Source organism: Nostoc sp. FACHB-110, from assembly GCF_014697425.1.
GTDB lineage: Bacteria > Cyanobacteriota > Cyanobacteriia > Cyanobacteriales > Nostocaceae > Nostoc_B.
The window spans coordinates 40427-55843 of record NZ_JACJRU010000039.1; the positions used below are offsets into that span (position 1 = coordinate 40427).

General features: G+C 39.7%; 4 protein-coding genes. All 4 read left to right on the top strand.

Translation table 11 applies throughout. From position 1 onward, the window contains the following. The first annotated feature begins 38 nt into the window (after positions 1 to 38). The 4 genes from H6G69_RS26365 to H6G69_RS26380 all read left to right on the top strand — a co-directional run bounded on the left by H6G69_RS26365 (position 39) and on the right by H6G69_RS26380 (position 15358). Positions 39 to 2717 carry a hybrid sensor histidine kinase/response regulator gene (locus tag H6G69_RS26365; protein ID WP_190692079.1) on the top strand — a complete coding sequence of 893 codons (2679 nt, stop codon included), beginning with the start codon at positions 39 to 41 and terminating at the stop codon, positions 2715 to 2717. 26 nt (positions 2718 to 2743) lie between these two features. Continuing rightward, entirely contained in the window at positions 2744 to 4009 is a 1266-nt protein-coding gene (locus H6G69_RS26370) for a sensor histidine kinase (RefSeq protein ID WP_190692080.1), read from the top strand. A 74-nt stretch (positions 4010 to 4083) separates the two neighbouring features. Further along, positions 4084 to 9492: an ATP-binding sensor histidine kinase gene (locus tag H6G69_RS26375; protein WP_190692081.1), complete on the top strand. Its 5409-nt coding sequence runs from the start codon at positions 4084 to 4086 to the stop codon at positions 9490 to 9492. Positions 9493 to 9568: 76 nt separating this feature from the next. Continuing rightward, entirely contained in the window at positions 9569 to 15358 is a 5790-nt protein-coding gene (locus tag H6G69_RS26380) for an ATP-binding sensor histidine kinase (protein ID WP_190692082.1), read from the top strand. Positions 15359 to 15417: the final 59 nt, after the last annotated feature.

Below are 15417 nucleotides of genomic sequence, written 5' to 3' on the forward strand. Positions count from 1 at the left end.
ATTCTCTATCTCTCCATCAGCCCAACTGAGAAAGTTTTATGAACAATCCCCAAACCCAATCCCTCACTCAAAAAAGTTTACGCCACCAGTTGCTCTCAGCATTTCTATTGATTGCTTTAGTACCAATGGCAGCATTATCACTATGGAATCAACAAACAACCCGTAAAGCACTCCTAGAGACAGCAAACCAATCCTTAGAATCTGCGGCTTCTCAAACTGCGTCCCAGATTGATGCCTTCATGCAGGCAAATCTGAAGGTAATCGCCACGGAAAAACAACTACCTGACTTAGTGAATTATTTAGAGCGATCGCCCCAAAACCCCCCAACAGATGTACAACGTCAAGCTACCTTAAAAATTCTCAACACCTTAAAAAACAAAGACCGCATTTTTATTAATTCCTACGCCATTTTGAATTTGCAAGGGCAGAATATCTTAGATACAAATCCCCAATTGCAAGGAAGGTCTGAGGCAAACTATCAATATTTTCAAACAGCATTGGAAACCGGAGAACCCTTTGTCTCGGCGGTTGAGTTTTCCTCTGTAGATAACAAACCATATTTTTACTTCAGTCAATCAATTCGCAATCCTGACACTGGCAAAGTGATCGGCGTCTTGCGTAGTCAGTATAGCGCGGCTATTTTGCAACAATTGATACTGCAAAACAACCAACTAGCTGGAGATTTTTCTTTTCCTATTTTGCTCGATGAAAACCATCTTCGCTTGGCACAAGCTGACCACGTAGATCCAGAAGCACCGACAACACACCTGTTTCATCCGCTTGTTCCCTTAACTTCTAATCGCCTGGCTCAATTACAGTCTCAGAATCGTTTACCCCGCCAACCTATAGATCACGTCACAAACTTGCCAGACTTTGAGAAGGGAGTTTCTCGAATAGATACTGCCACCCCCTACTTTACTACCTATCTGACAACTCGCAATAAAACCCTTTATGCTGGGGTTGTCGAGCGAATGAAAACTCAGCCTTGGATGGTTGCGTTCGTGCGTCCGCAAGAGTTGTTTCTCAAACCTGTCAATCAACATACCTTTAATCTGTTGCTCTTGGGATTCATCACCGCCGGGGGTGTGATTATTTGGGCAATACGAGTGTCAAGTAATATCTCCACCCCCATGACACGATTAACTACTGCTGCCGAAAAACTGGCGCAAGGGCAATGGAGTAATCCAGAATTATTGTTATCTACTCAGCAACATTCTGGAGCTAGTGAAATTACCACATTGGCTAACAGGTTTTTAGAAATGGCGAACCAGCTTCAAGGGGTGTTTGCTAATTTAGAGCAACGAGTAGCCGATCGCACAGCAGAACTCCAAGAAGCCAAGCTGTTAGCCGACAGCGCCAACCAAGCCAAAAGTGAATTTCTCGCCAATATGAGCCATGAGTTACGTACCCCGCTCAATGGCATTCTAGGTTATGCCCAAATCTTGCAGCGCAGTGAATCCCTGACACCCAAAGCCCGTAATGGTATTGACATTATTTACCAATGCGGTAGTCATCTTTTGAGTTTGATTAATGATGTCCTCGACCTCGCCAAAATCGAAGCCCGGAAACTCGAACTGCATCCCGTCCCCTTCCATTTTCCTTCCTTTTTAGAAAGTGTGGTGGAAATTAATCGCATTCGGGCAGAACAAAAAGGCATTGCGTTCAACTTCCATACAGATGCTCAATTGCCGGTGGGCGTTGCTGCTGATGAAAAACGTCTACGGCAAGTTTTGATAAATTTACTGGGAAATGCAATTAAATTTACCGATCGCGGTAGTGTCACCTTGAAAGTTACCTGGAATCACCAGAAAATTCGCTTTCATATAGAAGATACTGGCGCTGGTATGACCCCAGAAGAAATTGCCAAAATTTTCCTCCCCTTTGAGCAAGTGGGCGATACGAAAAAGCAAACCGAGGGAACAGGTTTAGGGTTAGCGATTACTCAACAAATTATCTCGCTGATGCAGAGTGAAATTCATGTGCAAAGTATTCCTGGTGTGGGTAGCAGCTTTTGGTTTGAAGTGGAACTAGAAGCAATTAAAGATTGGGCTGAGGCTTCTAGAGTAGTTTCCCAAGGTGCGATCAAGGGTTATGCTGGCAGAAAACGCAAAATTCTAGTAATTGATGACCGTTGGGAAAATCGTTCGGTCTTGCTGAATCTCCTCGAACCCGTCGGCTTTGAAATCATCGAAGCCAGCAACGGATTAGAAGCAATTGAGTTAACCTTGCAACAATCACCAGATTTAATTATTACTGACTTAGCCATGCCTGTCATGGATGGGTTTGAGTTTTTACAAAAATTGCGTTCCCATCCTCAGTTGCAAAACCTCATAGTTTTGGTTTCCTCTGCTAGTATCTTTGATATTGATCGCCACAAAAGCCTGAATTCTGGGGGTAATGATTTTTTACCCAAACCAGTACAAGCAGAAACTTTATTCTCACTTCTGGAAAAATATCTGCAACTAAATTGGATATATGAAAATCACACCGAACCGTCACAACCAGAAGTTATCATCGGTGAAATCCAGCCACCGGAAACCGCTATCTTGCATCAACTCTGGGAATTAGCCCAAGACGGAGAACTTGATGGCATCATCGAAGTCGTCCAGCAACTCCAGGGTGCAAATACTACTGCATTTAGCCAAGAAATTATGCATATGGTTGAGGGTTGCCAAATCAAACAATTACGAGCATTTATTCAAAAATACCTTTCTTAACACTCTCACATTGGAAACCAAAACCTATGCTATCTACAAACCAACCGTTTATTTTAATTGTGGATGACAACCCTACTAACTTGTCTGTGTTGTCTCAATCTTTAAAAAGTGCTGGCTATAAAGTCCGTATGGCCATTGATGGGGAAGATGCTCTCGCCCAAGTAGAACGCAACCATCCAGAATTAATTTTACTTGATGTAGAGATGCCCAACATGGATGGTTTTGAAACTTGTCGCCGTCTCCAGGCAAACCCAGCAACAGAAAGCATTCCCGTCATTTTTATGACAGCTTTAACCGATACGGAAAATAAAGTCAAAGGTTTATCCCTCGGCGCAGTTGACTATATCACCAAACCCTTTGCGGAAACAGAAGTTTTAGCACGAGTTAAAATTCATTGGCGACTCAAACAGTTGACAGATAATTTAGCACACCAAGTTGCCGAACGTACCCAAGCTTTACGACAGGCTCAAGTACAACTAGTACAAAAAGAGAAACTCTCCGCATTAGGTCAATTAGTAGCTGGAGTTGCCCATGAAATTAATAACCCCATCGGCGCTATCGTCGGCAATGTCAGTGCTATCCAAGATTACATCCAGGATTTATTACACATCATCGACCTCTATCAAGAGAAATTGCCTCAACCCGGTGCGAAAATTGAAAATGAATTAGCCAAAATTGACCTTGACTATGTTCGAGCAGATTTACCACAACTCATTCGCGCCATGAGAGATGGAGGCGATCGCATTACATCTATCAGTAAAAGCCTGCGGACTTTCTCCCGTGCTGATAGTGACCAGAAACTATATTTTAACATCCACGAAGGTCTTGATAGCACTCTTTTAATTCTCAAACACCGTCTCAACGCCAATGAACAACGCCCAGCGATTGAAGTTATTACTAAATACAGCGATTTACCAGAAGTAGAATGTTTTCCCGGTCAGCTAAATCAAGTATTTATGAATATTTTGGCGAATGCTATCGACGCATTAGATGAATCCACGTCCTGTCTTAGTTATCAGGAAATAAAATCTCAACACCCAGAAATTACTGTGAGAACATTTGCTGAAGATAATTATATCAAAATATCAATTCATGATAATGGTAAAGGCATGAGTGAAGAGATTAAACAAAGAATATTTGACCATTTATTTACTACCAAAGCAGTGGGGAAAGGTACAGGTTTAGGATTAGCTATAGCCAAACAAATTGTCGAACAAACTCACGGGGGAAATTTGTCTTGTCAATCTATTATTGGTGAAGGTACGGAATTTATTATAGAAATACCCAGTTAAATTTCATTTCTAACTTACAGGTAAATTCGTCTATCTGGGAATACTAGATGGAGAAATTCTCAGATGAGCGCAAGATGATGAGCAGCCTTTTTAGTATTCCCGGATATAATCTTACTGAAGAACTCTATAATGGTTCGAGAACACTGGTTTATCGTGCAGTCAGAGAAAGTGACTCACTGTCAGTAGTGATCAAACTACTGAAAAATCCTTATCCTAGTTTTAGCGAACTCTTATTATTTCGCAATCAATACACCATTAGCAAAAATCTCAACTCACCTCTGATTATTCAAACCTATAGCCTCGAATCATGCCAAAATGGCTATATGTTAGTTATGGAAGACTTTGGGGGAATTTCTCTCAAGGATTATGTTATCAAAAATCAGAGTTATACATTTTTAGCAGAATTTTTATTAATAGCGATCGCTCTATGCGACATCCTCAATTTACTCTACCAAGAAAGAATTATTCATAAAGATATCAAACCCAGCAATATCTTAATTAATCCCCAAACTAAGCAAGTTAAATTAATCGACTTTAGTATTGCTTCCCTCCTCCCCAGAGAAACCCAAACCTTAGTTAACCCCAATGTTTTAGAAGGAACACTCGCTTATATATCTCCAGAACAAACAGGGAGAATGAATCGCGGGATTGACTATCGCACAGATTTTTATTCCTTGGGTGTGACATTCTATGAATTACTCATAGGAGAATTACCATTTGCATCTAATGATGCGATGGAATTGCTACATTCTCATATTGTGAAAATTCCGCCACTCATAGATGAAATCAATCGACAAATCCCCTCTGTTATCTCAAAAATCGTCAGTAAATTGATGGCGAAAAATGCTGAAGACAGGTATCAGAGTGCGTTGGGATTGAAATATGATTTAGAAAAATGTTTAACTCAGCTAAAAGAAACTGGTGAAATTAAAGACTTTGAAATTGCTAGTAGGGATGTGTGCGATCGCTTCATCATTCCTGATAAACTTTATGGCAGAGAAACCGAAGTCAAAACTCTACTCCAAGCATTTGAGAGAGTCAGCCTTGGCGCAACCGAAATGATGCTTGTAGCGGGTTTTTCGGGAATTGGTAAAACAGCCGTTGTCAACGAAGTGCATAAACCAATTGTCCGCCAACGCGGCTATTTTATCAAAGGCAAATATGACCAATTTCAACGGAATATTCCCTTCAGTGCCGTTGTGCAAGCATTCCGTGACTTAATCGGTAATTTACTCTCAGAATCTGATGCAAAATTGCAAACTTGGAAGAGAAAAATACTGGAAGTTATAGGTGAAAATGGACAAGTTTTAATTGACGTAATTCCAGAGTTGGAAAATATTATTGGCAAGCAACCACCAGCGACAGAACTATCGGGAACTGCTGCCGAAAATAGATTTAATTTGCTCTTGCAAAAGTTTGTGCAAGTTTTCACCCATCAAGAACATCCCTTAGTCATATTTTTAGATGATTTGCAATGGGCAGATGCCGCATCTTTGAAATTGTTACAACTGTTAATGCAAGATACAAAATATTTATTTCTCTTGGGTGCATATCGGGATAATGAAGTATCCGCAACTCACCCATTTATCTTAACTGTAGATGAGCTAGAAACATCTGGTGCAGTAGTTAATAAAATCATCCTCCAACCATTAAGCGAAATCAATCTCAACCAATTAGTCGCAGATACACTAAACTGTGCATCATCCTTGGCTCAACCTTTGACAAAATTAATCTATCAAAAAACCAAAGGTAATCCTTTTTTTGCTACCCAGTTTCTCAAAGCCTTAAATAATGAGCGACTAATCACTTTTGATTTAGTATTTCGCCATTGGCAGTGTGATATTGCTCAAATCAAAGCTTTAGCAATTACCGATAATGTAGTGGAGTTTATGTCCCTCCAATTACAGAAATTACCCCAGCAAACTCAAAATATTCTCAAGTTAGCCGCTTGTATTGGGGCGCAGTTTGATTTACATACATTGGCAATTATTTCCGAACAAACACCAGAAATAACAGCAACAGATTTGTGGAAAGCATTGCAAGAAGGGCTGATTATTCCGAATACGGAAATTTATAAATTATTTGTTCAACCTGATAATATATCGGGTTATTATGCAGCAGCTAATCCAGTTTATCGCTTTTTACATGACAGAGTCCAACAAGCAGCTTATTCCCTGATTCCTGATGACAAAAAGCAAGTAACACATCTGAAAATTGGCCAGTTACTTCTACAAAAATCTTCAGAAATAGAACGAGAAGAAAAACTGTTTGATATTGTGGGACATTTGAACCAAGGACAAGCATTAATTAATCAATTACAACAACGAGAAGGTTTAGCAAAACTCAACTTGAAAGCTGGGAATAAAGCCCGACATTCCACTGCTTACACCGCCGCTAGAGAGTATTTTCAGATTGGCATTGAGTTATTAGAGGTTAATTGTTGGCAAAGTCAGTATGAATTAGCTTTGAATTTGTATATAGCTGCAACAGAAGCCAGTTATTTAAATGGTGATTTTGACGGTATGGAAAAACTGGCTGTCTTAGTATTGCAGCAGGCACAGAGCATTGTTGACAGAGTTAAAATCTACGAAATTCAAATTGCTGCACTCACAGCTAGTAGCCAAATATTAGCAGCGATCGCAGTCGGTAGAGAAGCTCTAGCCCAACTGGGAGTCGAATTACCCAGCCAAGTAAACGAAACTCAGATGAGTAAAGCCTTAGCAGCCGTCAAAGAGCAACTCCAAAGCCGAGAAATTGCCACACTGATTGATTTACCTCTAATGAGTGAACCATTAGCTCAAGCTGCAATGCAGATATTGAGTATGTTGTTTCCACCAGTGTTACTGGGAATGCCTGGTTTAATGCCCATTCTCGGCGCAACGATGGTACGCTTATCGCTGGAGTTTGGCAATACTCCCGCTTCCATCCCTGGCTATGCAATTCATGGGATGGTGATGTGTGCCTTTTTTGGCGAAGTCGAAATCGGTTATGAATTTGGTAAATTATCCCTCTGTTTACTAGAGAAGTTGAATGCTCAAGGTATGAAGTGCATCACTCTCAACCTATTTGGGGCTTTCATCCAACATCGCCGACAAGCCTTATCAATAACGCAAGTCACTCAAAAAGAAAGCTACATGGCGGGGATGGAAAGTGGTGATTTTCTCTACGCGGGCTACAGCATAGAAGGTTATGCCTTGACGGGGCTGTTTGCTGGTGCTGAATTGAATGCTTTAGCGGCGGAATTACCTACTTACAATGCTGCTCTCGTTCAGGTGAAACAAGATTCCGCACTGACGTACTTGCAGATGGTACAGCAAACAGTCGAGCAGTTTCAAGCAACTGTGAGCCAACCCGATCTCTTACTTGGCATTTTCTACGATGAAACAGTGATGTTTCCAAAGCACAAGCAGGATCAGGATCTGACTGCACTTGCCTTTGTTTATAGCTATAAATTATTCCTTGCCTACTTTTTTGGCAATTATCAAGCTGCCCTTGAGTATATCACCCAAGTCCAGTCCTGTTTAATGGCAGCGTCAGGATTGATTTTTGTTCCCGTTTTCCATTGCTATGCTGCTCTCACCCACTTAGCACTTGTTTCCACAGCACCAGAAGAAATACTCACTAAAGTTGAAAGCCATCAACAAATTCTCTACCAGTGGGCGCAAGATGCTCCCATAAATTATTTACACAAATGGCATTTAGTAGAAGCAGAAAAATTGCGAGTTAGGGGTGATAAATTAGCGGCAATGGAGCATTACGAACAAGCTATTACCCTGGCTAAAACTAATCAATTTCTTAACGAAGAAGCCTTAGCTAACGAATTAGCTGCCAAATTTTATCTTGATTGGAGCAAAACAAAAATTGCTCAAACTTACATGATTGAGGCTTATTACTGTTATTCCCGTTGGGGGGCAAAAGCTAAAGTCATCGATTTAGAACGCCGCTATCCCCAATTACTGCTACCAATTCTGCACAAACAACAACCAACTTTCAAACCAACAGAAACAATCATTTCTACCTCGTCTCACACAATTCAAAGTTCTCAACTCAGTCATTCCAACATCTTACAAGCTCTCGATTTAGCAACTATTATCAAAGCACTTCAATCACTTTCCAGCGAAATTGAGTTAGAGAAATTACTCTCAAATTTACTTCAAGTCATCCAGGAAAATGCTGGAGCCGATAAATGTGCATTACTGATGCCAAAAGGTGATTCTTGGGTGATTGAAGCATTATCCCAACTGCAACAACCAGCCATAATTTTACAATCTCTGCCCTGTGAGGAAATCGTATCTGTTAGCTTAATTAATCGAGTTAAAAACACTCTAATTGCGGCTGTTATGGAAAATGCTGTAATCGAGTCAACTTTGCTTGCCGATCCTTATATTCTGCACCATGCACCCAAGAGTATTTTCTGTGCGCCAATCCTCAACCAAGGCAAATTGATTGGCATTTTATACTTAGAAAATAATGTGACAGTGGGAGCATTTTCAAGCGAACGTATTGAAATAATCAACTTACTCTGCACTCAAGCGGCAATTTCTCTAGAAAATGCCAAACTATATTATCAATTAGCGGATTATTCCCACACTCTTGAACAAAAAGTAGCAGAACGCACCCAGCAATTAACAGTAAAAGCTACTCAGCTAGAATCAACACTCAATCAACTTTACTCAACTCAAGCCCAACTCATTCAAGCTGAGAAAATGTCCAGTTTGGGACAATTAGTTGCGGGAATTGCCCATGAAATTAATAATCCGATTAATTTTATCTATGGCAACTTAGTAGCTACAGATCAATATATCAAATCCTTAATTGAGTTAAATCATTTATATCAGTTATTGTATCCCCAAGTATTGCCAGAAATTGAGCAAAAAATCGCCGATATTGACTTAGAATTTATCTTAAATGATTTACCCAATCTGCTATCTTCCATGAAATGCGGAGCAGAACGTATCCGTCAAATAGTGATATCCCTACGAAATTTTTCCCGGTTAGATGAATCAGAAATCAAAGAAGTAGACATTCACTCTGGTCTAGAAAGTACATTGTTAATTTTGCAGCATCGACTTCAGAGTAATAGTAAACGTCCAGAAATTGTAGTCATCAAACAATATGGGTTATTACCTTTAGTTAATTGTTATGCTGCGGCTCTCAATCAAGTGTTTATGAATATCATCAATAATGCTATTGATGCCTTAGAAATATCAGATAAAATTTGCCAACCAACTATTAAAATTCAGACAGAATTAACACAAGTCAAAACTCTCCTTATTCGCATTGCAGATAACGGTGTAGGGATGAGTCAGTCGATACAAAATCATATATTTAATCCATTCTTTACTACCAAACCTGTAGGTAGCGGTACTGGCTTGGGACTGTCAACTAGTTATTCGATTGTCGTAGAAAAACATCGGGGTAAGTTAAGTTGTATTTCCACACCAGGAAAAGGTACTGAATTTATTATTGAAATTCCTGTGTAAATTTTAGCTTTACCTTTAAAGATCAATTTATGTCTCTGGGAATACTAGATTGAGAAATCATGAAAATGAGCGCAATATGGTGAGCAACCTTGTCAGTATTCCCGGATATCGCATTAGTGAAGAACTCTACAATGGTTCGAGAACACTGGTTTATCGCGCAGTTAGAGAAAGTGACTCACTACCAGTAGTGATTAAACTGCTGAAAAATCCCTATCCTAGTTTTAGCGAACTCTTATTATTTCGCAATCAATACACCATTGGCAAAAATCTCAACTCACCTCTGATTATTCAAACCTATAGCCTTGAACCCTTGCAAAATGGCTATATGTTAGTTATGCAAGACTTTGGGGGAATTTCTCTCAAGGATTATGTTATCAAAAATCAGAGTTATACATTTTTAGCAGAATTTTTATTGATAGCGATCGCACTCTGTGACATCCTAGACTTACTCTACCACGAGCGAATTATTCATAAAGATATCAAACCCAGCAATATATTAATTAACCCCCAAACTAAACAAGTTAAATTAATCGACTTTAGTATTGCATCATTATTACCCAGAGAAACCCAAATCTTAGTTAATCCCAATGTTTTAGAAGGAACACTCGCTTATATCTCTCCCGAACAGACAGGGAGAATGAATCGCGGGATTGACTATCGTACTGATTTTTATTCTTTGGGTGTGACTTTCTATGAATTACTGACACATGAGTTACCTTTTGCATCTCAGGATGCGATGGAATTGGTACATTCTCATATTGCGAAAACAGCACCTTTAGTAAATGAAATTAACCCAGATATCCCTTCAGTTATCTCAAAAATCGTCAGTAAATTGATGGCGAAAAATGCTGAGGATAGATATCAGAGTGCGTTGGGATTGAAATTTGATTTAGAAAACTGTCTAAATCAACTAAAAGAAATTGGCGAAATCCAAAGCTTTGAGATTGGACAAAGAGATTTGTGCGATCGCTTCATCATTCCTGATAAACTCTATGGCAGAGAAACAGAAGTTCAAACCCTCCTAGAAGCATTTGAGAGAGTCAGCCTTGGCGCAACCGAAATGATGCTGGTAGCTGGGTTTTCGGGAATTGGTAAAACTGCGGTTGTTAACGAAGTACATAAACCCATTGTCAGACAACGCGGTTACTTTATTAAAGGGAAATATGACCAGTTTCAAAGGAATATTCCCTTTAGTGCGTTTGTCCAAGCATTCCGCGATTTAATGGGTCAATTATTAACCGAAAGCGATGTCCAAATTCAGAAATGGAAACATAAAATATTAGAAGCTGTTGGTGACAATGGACAGGTAATTATTGAAGTCATCCCCGAATTAGAAATAATTATTGGCAAACAACCAGTAGCAGTAGAATTATCAGGAACAGCCGCAGAAAATAGATTTAATTTATTATTTCAAAAATTCACCCAAGTCTTTACAACTAAAGAACATCCTTTAGTCATATTTTTAGATGATTTGCAATGGTCTGATTCGGCATCATTCAAGTTGATGCAGCTATTAATGGCTGATACCAAATATCTTTTCATCATTGGTGCGTACCGTGATAACGAAGTCAGTCCTGGACATACCTTAATGTTGACTTTGAGTGATATCCAGAAAACACAAGCAACAATTAACACAGTTACTTTAGCAGCACTCAGTCAATCACAAGTCAATCAGCTAGTTGCTGATACCCTCAAATGTCCAGAAGAAATGGTATGGGAACTTTCAGTATTGATACATCAAAAAGCTCAGGGAAATCCATTTTTTACCGCACAATTTCTCCAAGCATTACATCAAGAAGAACTGATTAAATTTGATGTTGAGTTAGCCTGCTGGCAATGTGACATTATACAGGTGAGGACTCAAGCAGTTACAGATGACGTTGTGGTTTTTATGGCATTTCAATTGAAAAAACTGCCACAAGCAACTCAAAATGTATTGCAGTTGGCTGCTTATATTGGTAATCAATTCGATCTATCCACTTTGGCTATTGTTTCAGAACAATCCCAAATTGAGACTGCTGCTGCTTTATGGAAAGCATTACAAGAACGGTTGATTTTACCAATTGGTAATATTTATAAGTTTTATGTTGGGCAAGAAACTCTAGTCAGTACACCAGAAAATCAAGAGATTGTTACATACAAATTTTTCCACGATCGCATTCAACAAGCAGCTTATTCCTTGATTCCCGATGACCAAAAACTTGCAACTCACCTGAAAATTGGACAATTACTACTGCACAGTTCCTCGGAAGTAGAACTGGAAGAAAAACTGTTTGATATTGTCAGGCATTTAAACCAAGGAATTGAGCTAATTACCCAACCGCAAGAACGGGAAGCACTAGCCCAACTTAACTTAAAAGCTGGACAGAAAGCTAGAAATTCTACAGCTTATGTTGCAGCTAGAGTCTATTTACAAACAGGGATTGATTTACTGACAGTCAACTGCTGGCAAGATCAGTATGAATTGACGATGAATCTTCATATTGCTGCTACCGAAGTTGCCTATTTGAATGCAGATTTTGATGACATGGAGAAAATAGCAGCACTGGCGTTAAAAGAAGCTGAGACAATTTTAGACAAAATCAAAATATACCAAATTCAAATCGTCGCTCAGACATCTCAGGGCAAGATATTAGAAGCCATTGCAGTAGGAAGAGATGCCCTATCTCAATTGGGGCTTGAACTCCCCACAGCACCTGACGAAGCCAAAATTAGCAAAGCCCTAGAAACCCTAGCTAACCTTCAACGCGGTAGAGAGATTGAAGAATTAGTCAATCTACCTGTAATGACTGATCGCCATACTCAGGCATCTATGCAACTCTTAGGAACATTATTTTCGCCGATTCTACAGGCAATGCCAGGATTACTGCCCATACTGAGTGCAACGATGGTAAGTTTATCACTTCAGTTTGGGAATACACCAGGATCGACTGTGGGGTATATGATTCACGGTATGGTGTTGTGTGCCTTTTTGGGAGAAGTGAAAACAGGCTATAGCTTTGGGCGATTAGCAATAAATTTGCTCGATCAATTTAATGTCGGGGAATTCAAATCTAAAGTTCTACTGCTGTTTTCAGCCTGGGTTCAACATCATCGGGAATCTCTCAGGGTAACAACGCTGACGATGAAAGATGGCTATGTAATTGGTATAGAGACTGGTGATTTTCTCAACGCTGGCTACAACTCGCTCAATTACTTTATTGCCAAACTTTTTGCTGGGATAGAACTGGATATTTGGGAACCCGAAATAGCAGATTACAGGGCTGTCTTAGTGCAGATAAAACAAAATTCTGCCCTGACTTATTTGGATATGATGCAGCAGACTGTACATAACTTGAAGGAAACCCGGATTCTGTCAGATTGTTTAGTTGGCAGTGCCTATGATGAAACGGTGATGATTCCTAAGCATTATCAAGACAAGGATCTCACCGCGATCGCTATTGCTTACACTTACAAACTGATGCTGGCATACTTTTTTGGTAACTACACCTCTGCCCTAGAATATAACACCCAAGCCAAACAGTATTTAATGGCAGTATCAGGGATGATTTTTATTCCCATGTTTCATTTCTATACAGCCCTGACGCATTTGGCACTGTTGTCTAGACAGCCAGAGTCAGAACTAGATGAATTTCTTGCCTTGGTTGAAACCCATCAAACCACGTTGCAACAGTGGGCGCATTTTGCACCCATGAATCATCTCCATAAATGGTATTTAGTTGAAGCAGAACGACAACGGATTTTTGGCAATAAAGCGGAAGCAATTGAATATTACGATCGCGCCATTTCTCAAGCTAAAGCCGAGGAATATATCCAAGAAGAAGCATTAGCCAACGAACTAGCCGCAAAATTCTATCTAGATTGGGGCAAACAGCGTATAGCCCAAGAATACATGATTGAAGCCTATTATTGTTATGCCCGTTGGGGTGGAAAAGCCAAAGTCGCCGACTTAGAAAAACGCTATCCCCAATTGCTTGCACCCATATTACAGCAAAGCCGTTCACCTCTTTCAACTAACGAAACTATCTTCGCCTTGGGGACTGTGACATCTACTAGTTCGGGTACATCCAGCAGCAGCGTCTCCGATACTCTCGATTTCAAAGCAATTCTCAAAGCATCTCAGACAATCTCTGGTGAAATCGAACTGGACAAACTACTTGCATCATTACTTTCCATCATCATTGAAACTGCTGGGGCTGATAAATGCGTGTTAATGCTTTTAGACGAAAATCATTTACTAATTCAAGGCGCAACTACCCAAGGAACACAACCAGTTGTGTTGCAAAATCTTGCCATTGAAGACAGTCAAGATATTCCCCTCAAACTAATTTACAAAGTCAAAAATAACCAACAGACTGTAGTGTTGTTGGATGCAACCGCAGATACCACTTTAAATAACGACCCATATATTATCCGTCAGCAGCCTCAAAGTATCTTGTGCAACCCGATTTTGCATCAAGGTAAATTACTGGGCATTTTATATCTGGAAAATAATTTAGCAAAGGGAGCGTTTACCAGCGAACGCATCGAACTACTCAACCTCATCTGCGCCCAAACCGCCATTTCCCTAGAAAATGCCCAACTTTATGAACGTTCTCAGGAATATAGCCAAAAATTAGAGCGATCGCTTGACGAATTGAGCGCCAGCAAGTCTAGCTTTCATAACTTGGTAGATAATCTTCCTGGGGCTGTTTATCAAGTCCATTTGTCTACTAATGGTGAACAATCTTTACCTTATATCAGTGCAGGCTGTTATAAATTATGGGAAATACCACCTCAGCAAATAAATACTAATGTCCAAACTCTCATTGATATAGTTCATCCAGAAGATATTGTGACTTTCCAACAAGCACTAGGAAGCGCAATTACAACTCTGACTTCTGGCCAATGGTCAGGTAGAATTTTAACACCTTCTGGAACTGTCAAGTGGGTTCAGGCAGAAGGCTACATCCGCAAACTTGCTGATGGAAGTTTTGTTTGGGATTGCATAATGTTAGATATCAGTGAACGCAAACAAGCTGAATTAGCTTTGCAACAAGCGAATTTACAAATAATTCAAAGCGAGAAAATGTCTGCCTTGGGTAATTTAGTCGCTGGTGTTGCCCACGAAATGAATAACCCTTTGGGCTTTATTGCAGCCACTCTCAAACAAGCTAAACCCACCTGCGCTGATATTATCGAACATTTGAAAATCTATCAAGAAACCTTTAGCGATAAGAGTTCAGAAATCCTCGACCATGAATCAGAAATTGATTTATATTATACCATAGAAGACCTGCCCAAAATGCTTGATTCTATGACAATGGCTTGTGATAGATTAAAAAATATCAGCACTTCTCTACGCACTTTCTCCCGTGCTGATAAAGATTACAAAGTGCCATTTAATCTTCACGAAGGCATTGATAGCACAATTTTAATTCTCAAACATCGTCTCAAAGCTAACGAACAACGTCCGGCAATTGCAGTAATCACTAACTACGGGGATTTACCCCAAATTGAATGTTTCCCTGGGCAATTAAATCAGGTATTTATGAATATTTTGGCGAATGCCATTGACGCATTAGATGAATCGAATCATGGCAAGAGTTTTGAATCAATTCAAGCTCATCCTAACCAAATTACAATTACCACATCAATAGCCGCTCAATCCGTGAAAATCTCCATTGCTGATAATGGTAAGGGGATGAGTGCAGAGATACAACAAAAGATATTTGACCATTTATTTACTACTAAAGCTGTCGGTAAAGGTACAGGCTTAGGGTTGGCTATAGCAAAGCAAATTGTCGCAGAAAAGCACGGTGGTCAAATCACAGTCAATTCTGCTCTAGGTGAAGGGACAGAATTTATCATCCAACTGCCCGTGTAAAATTTCATGCAATTATAGAGTAAAGTTGATCATCTGCGAATAATGAATCAAAATATTTA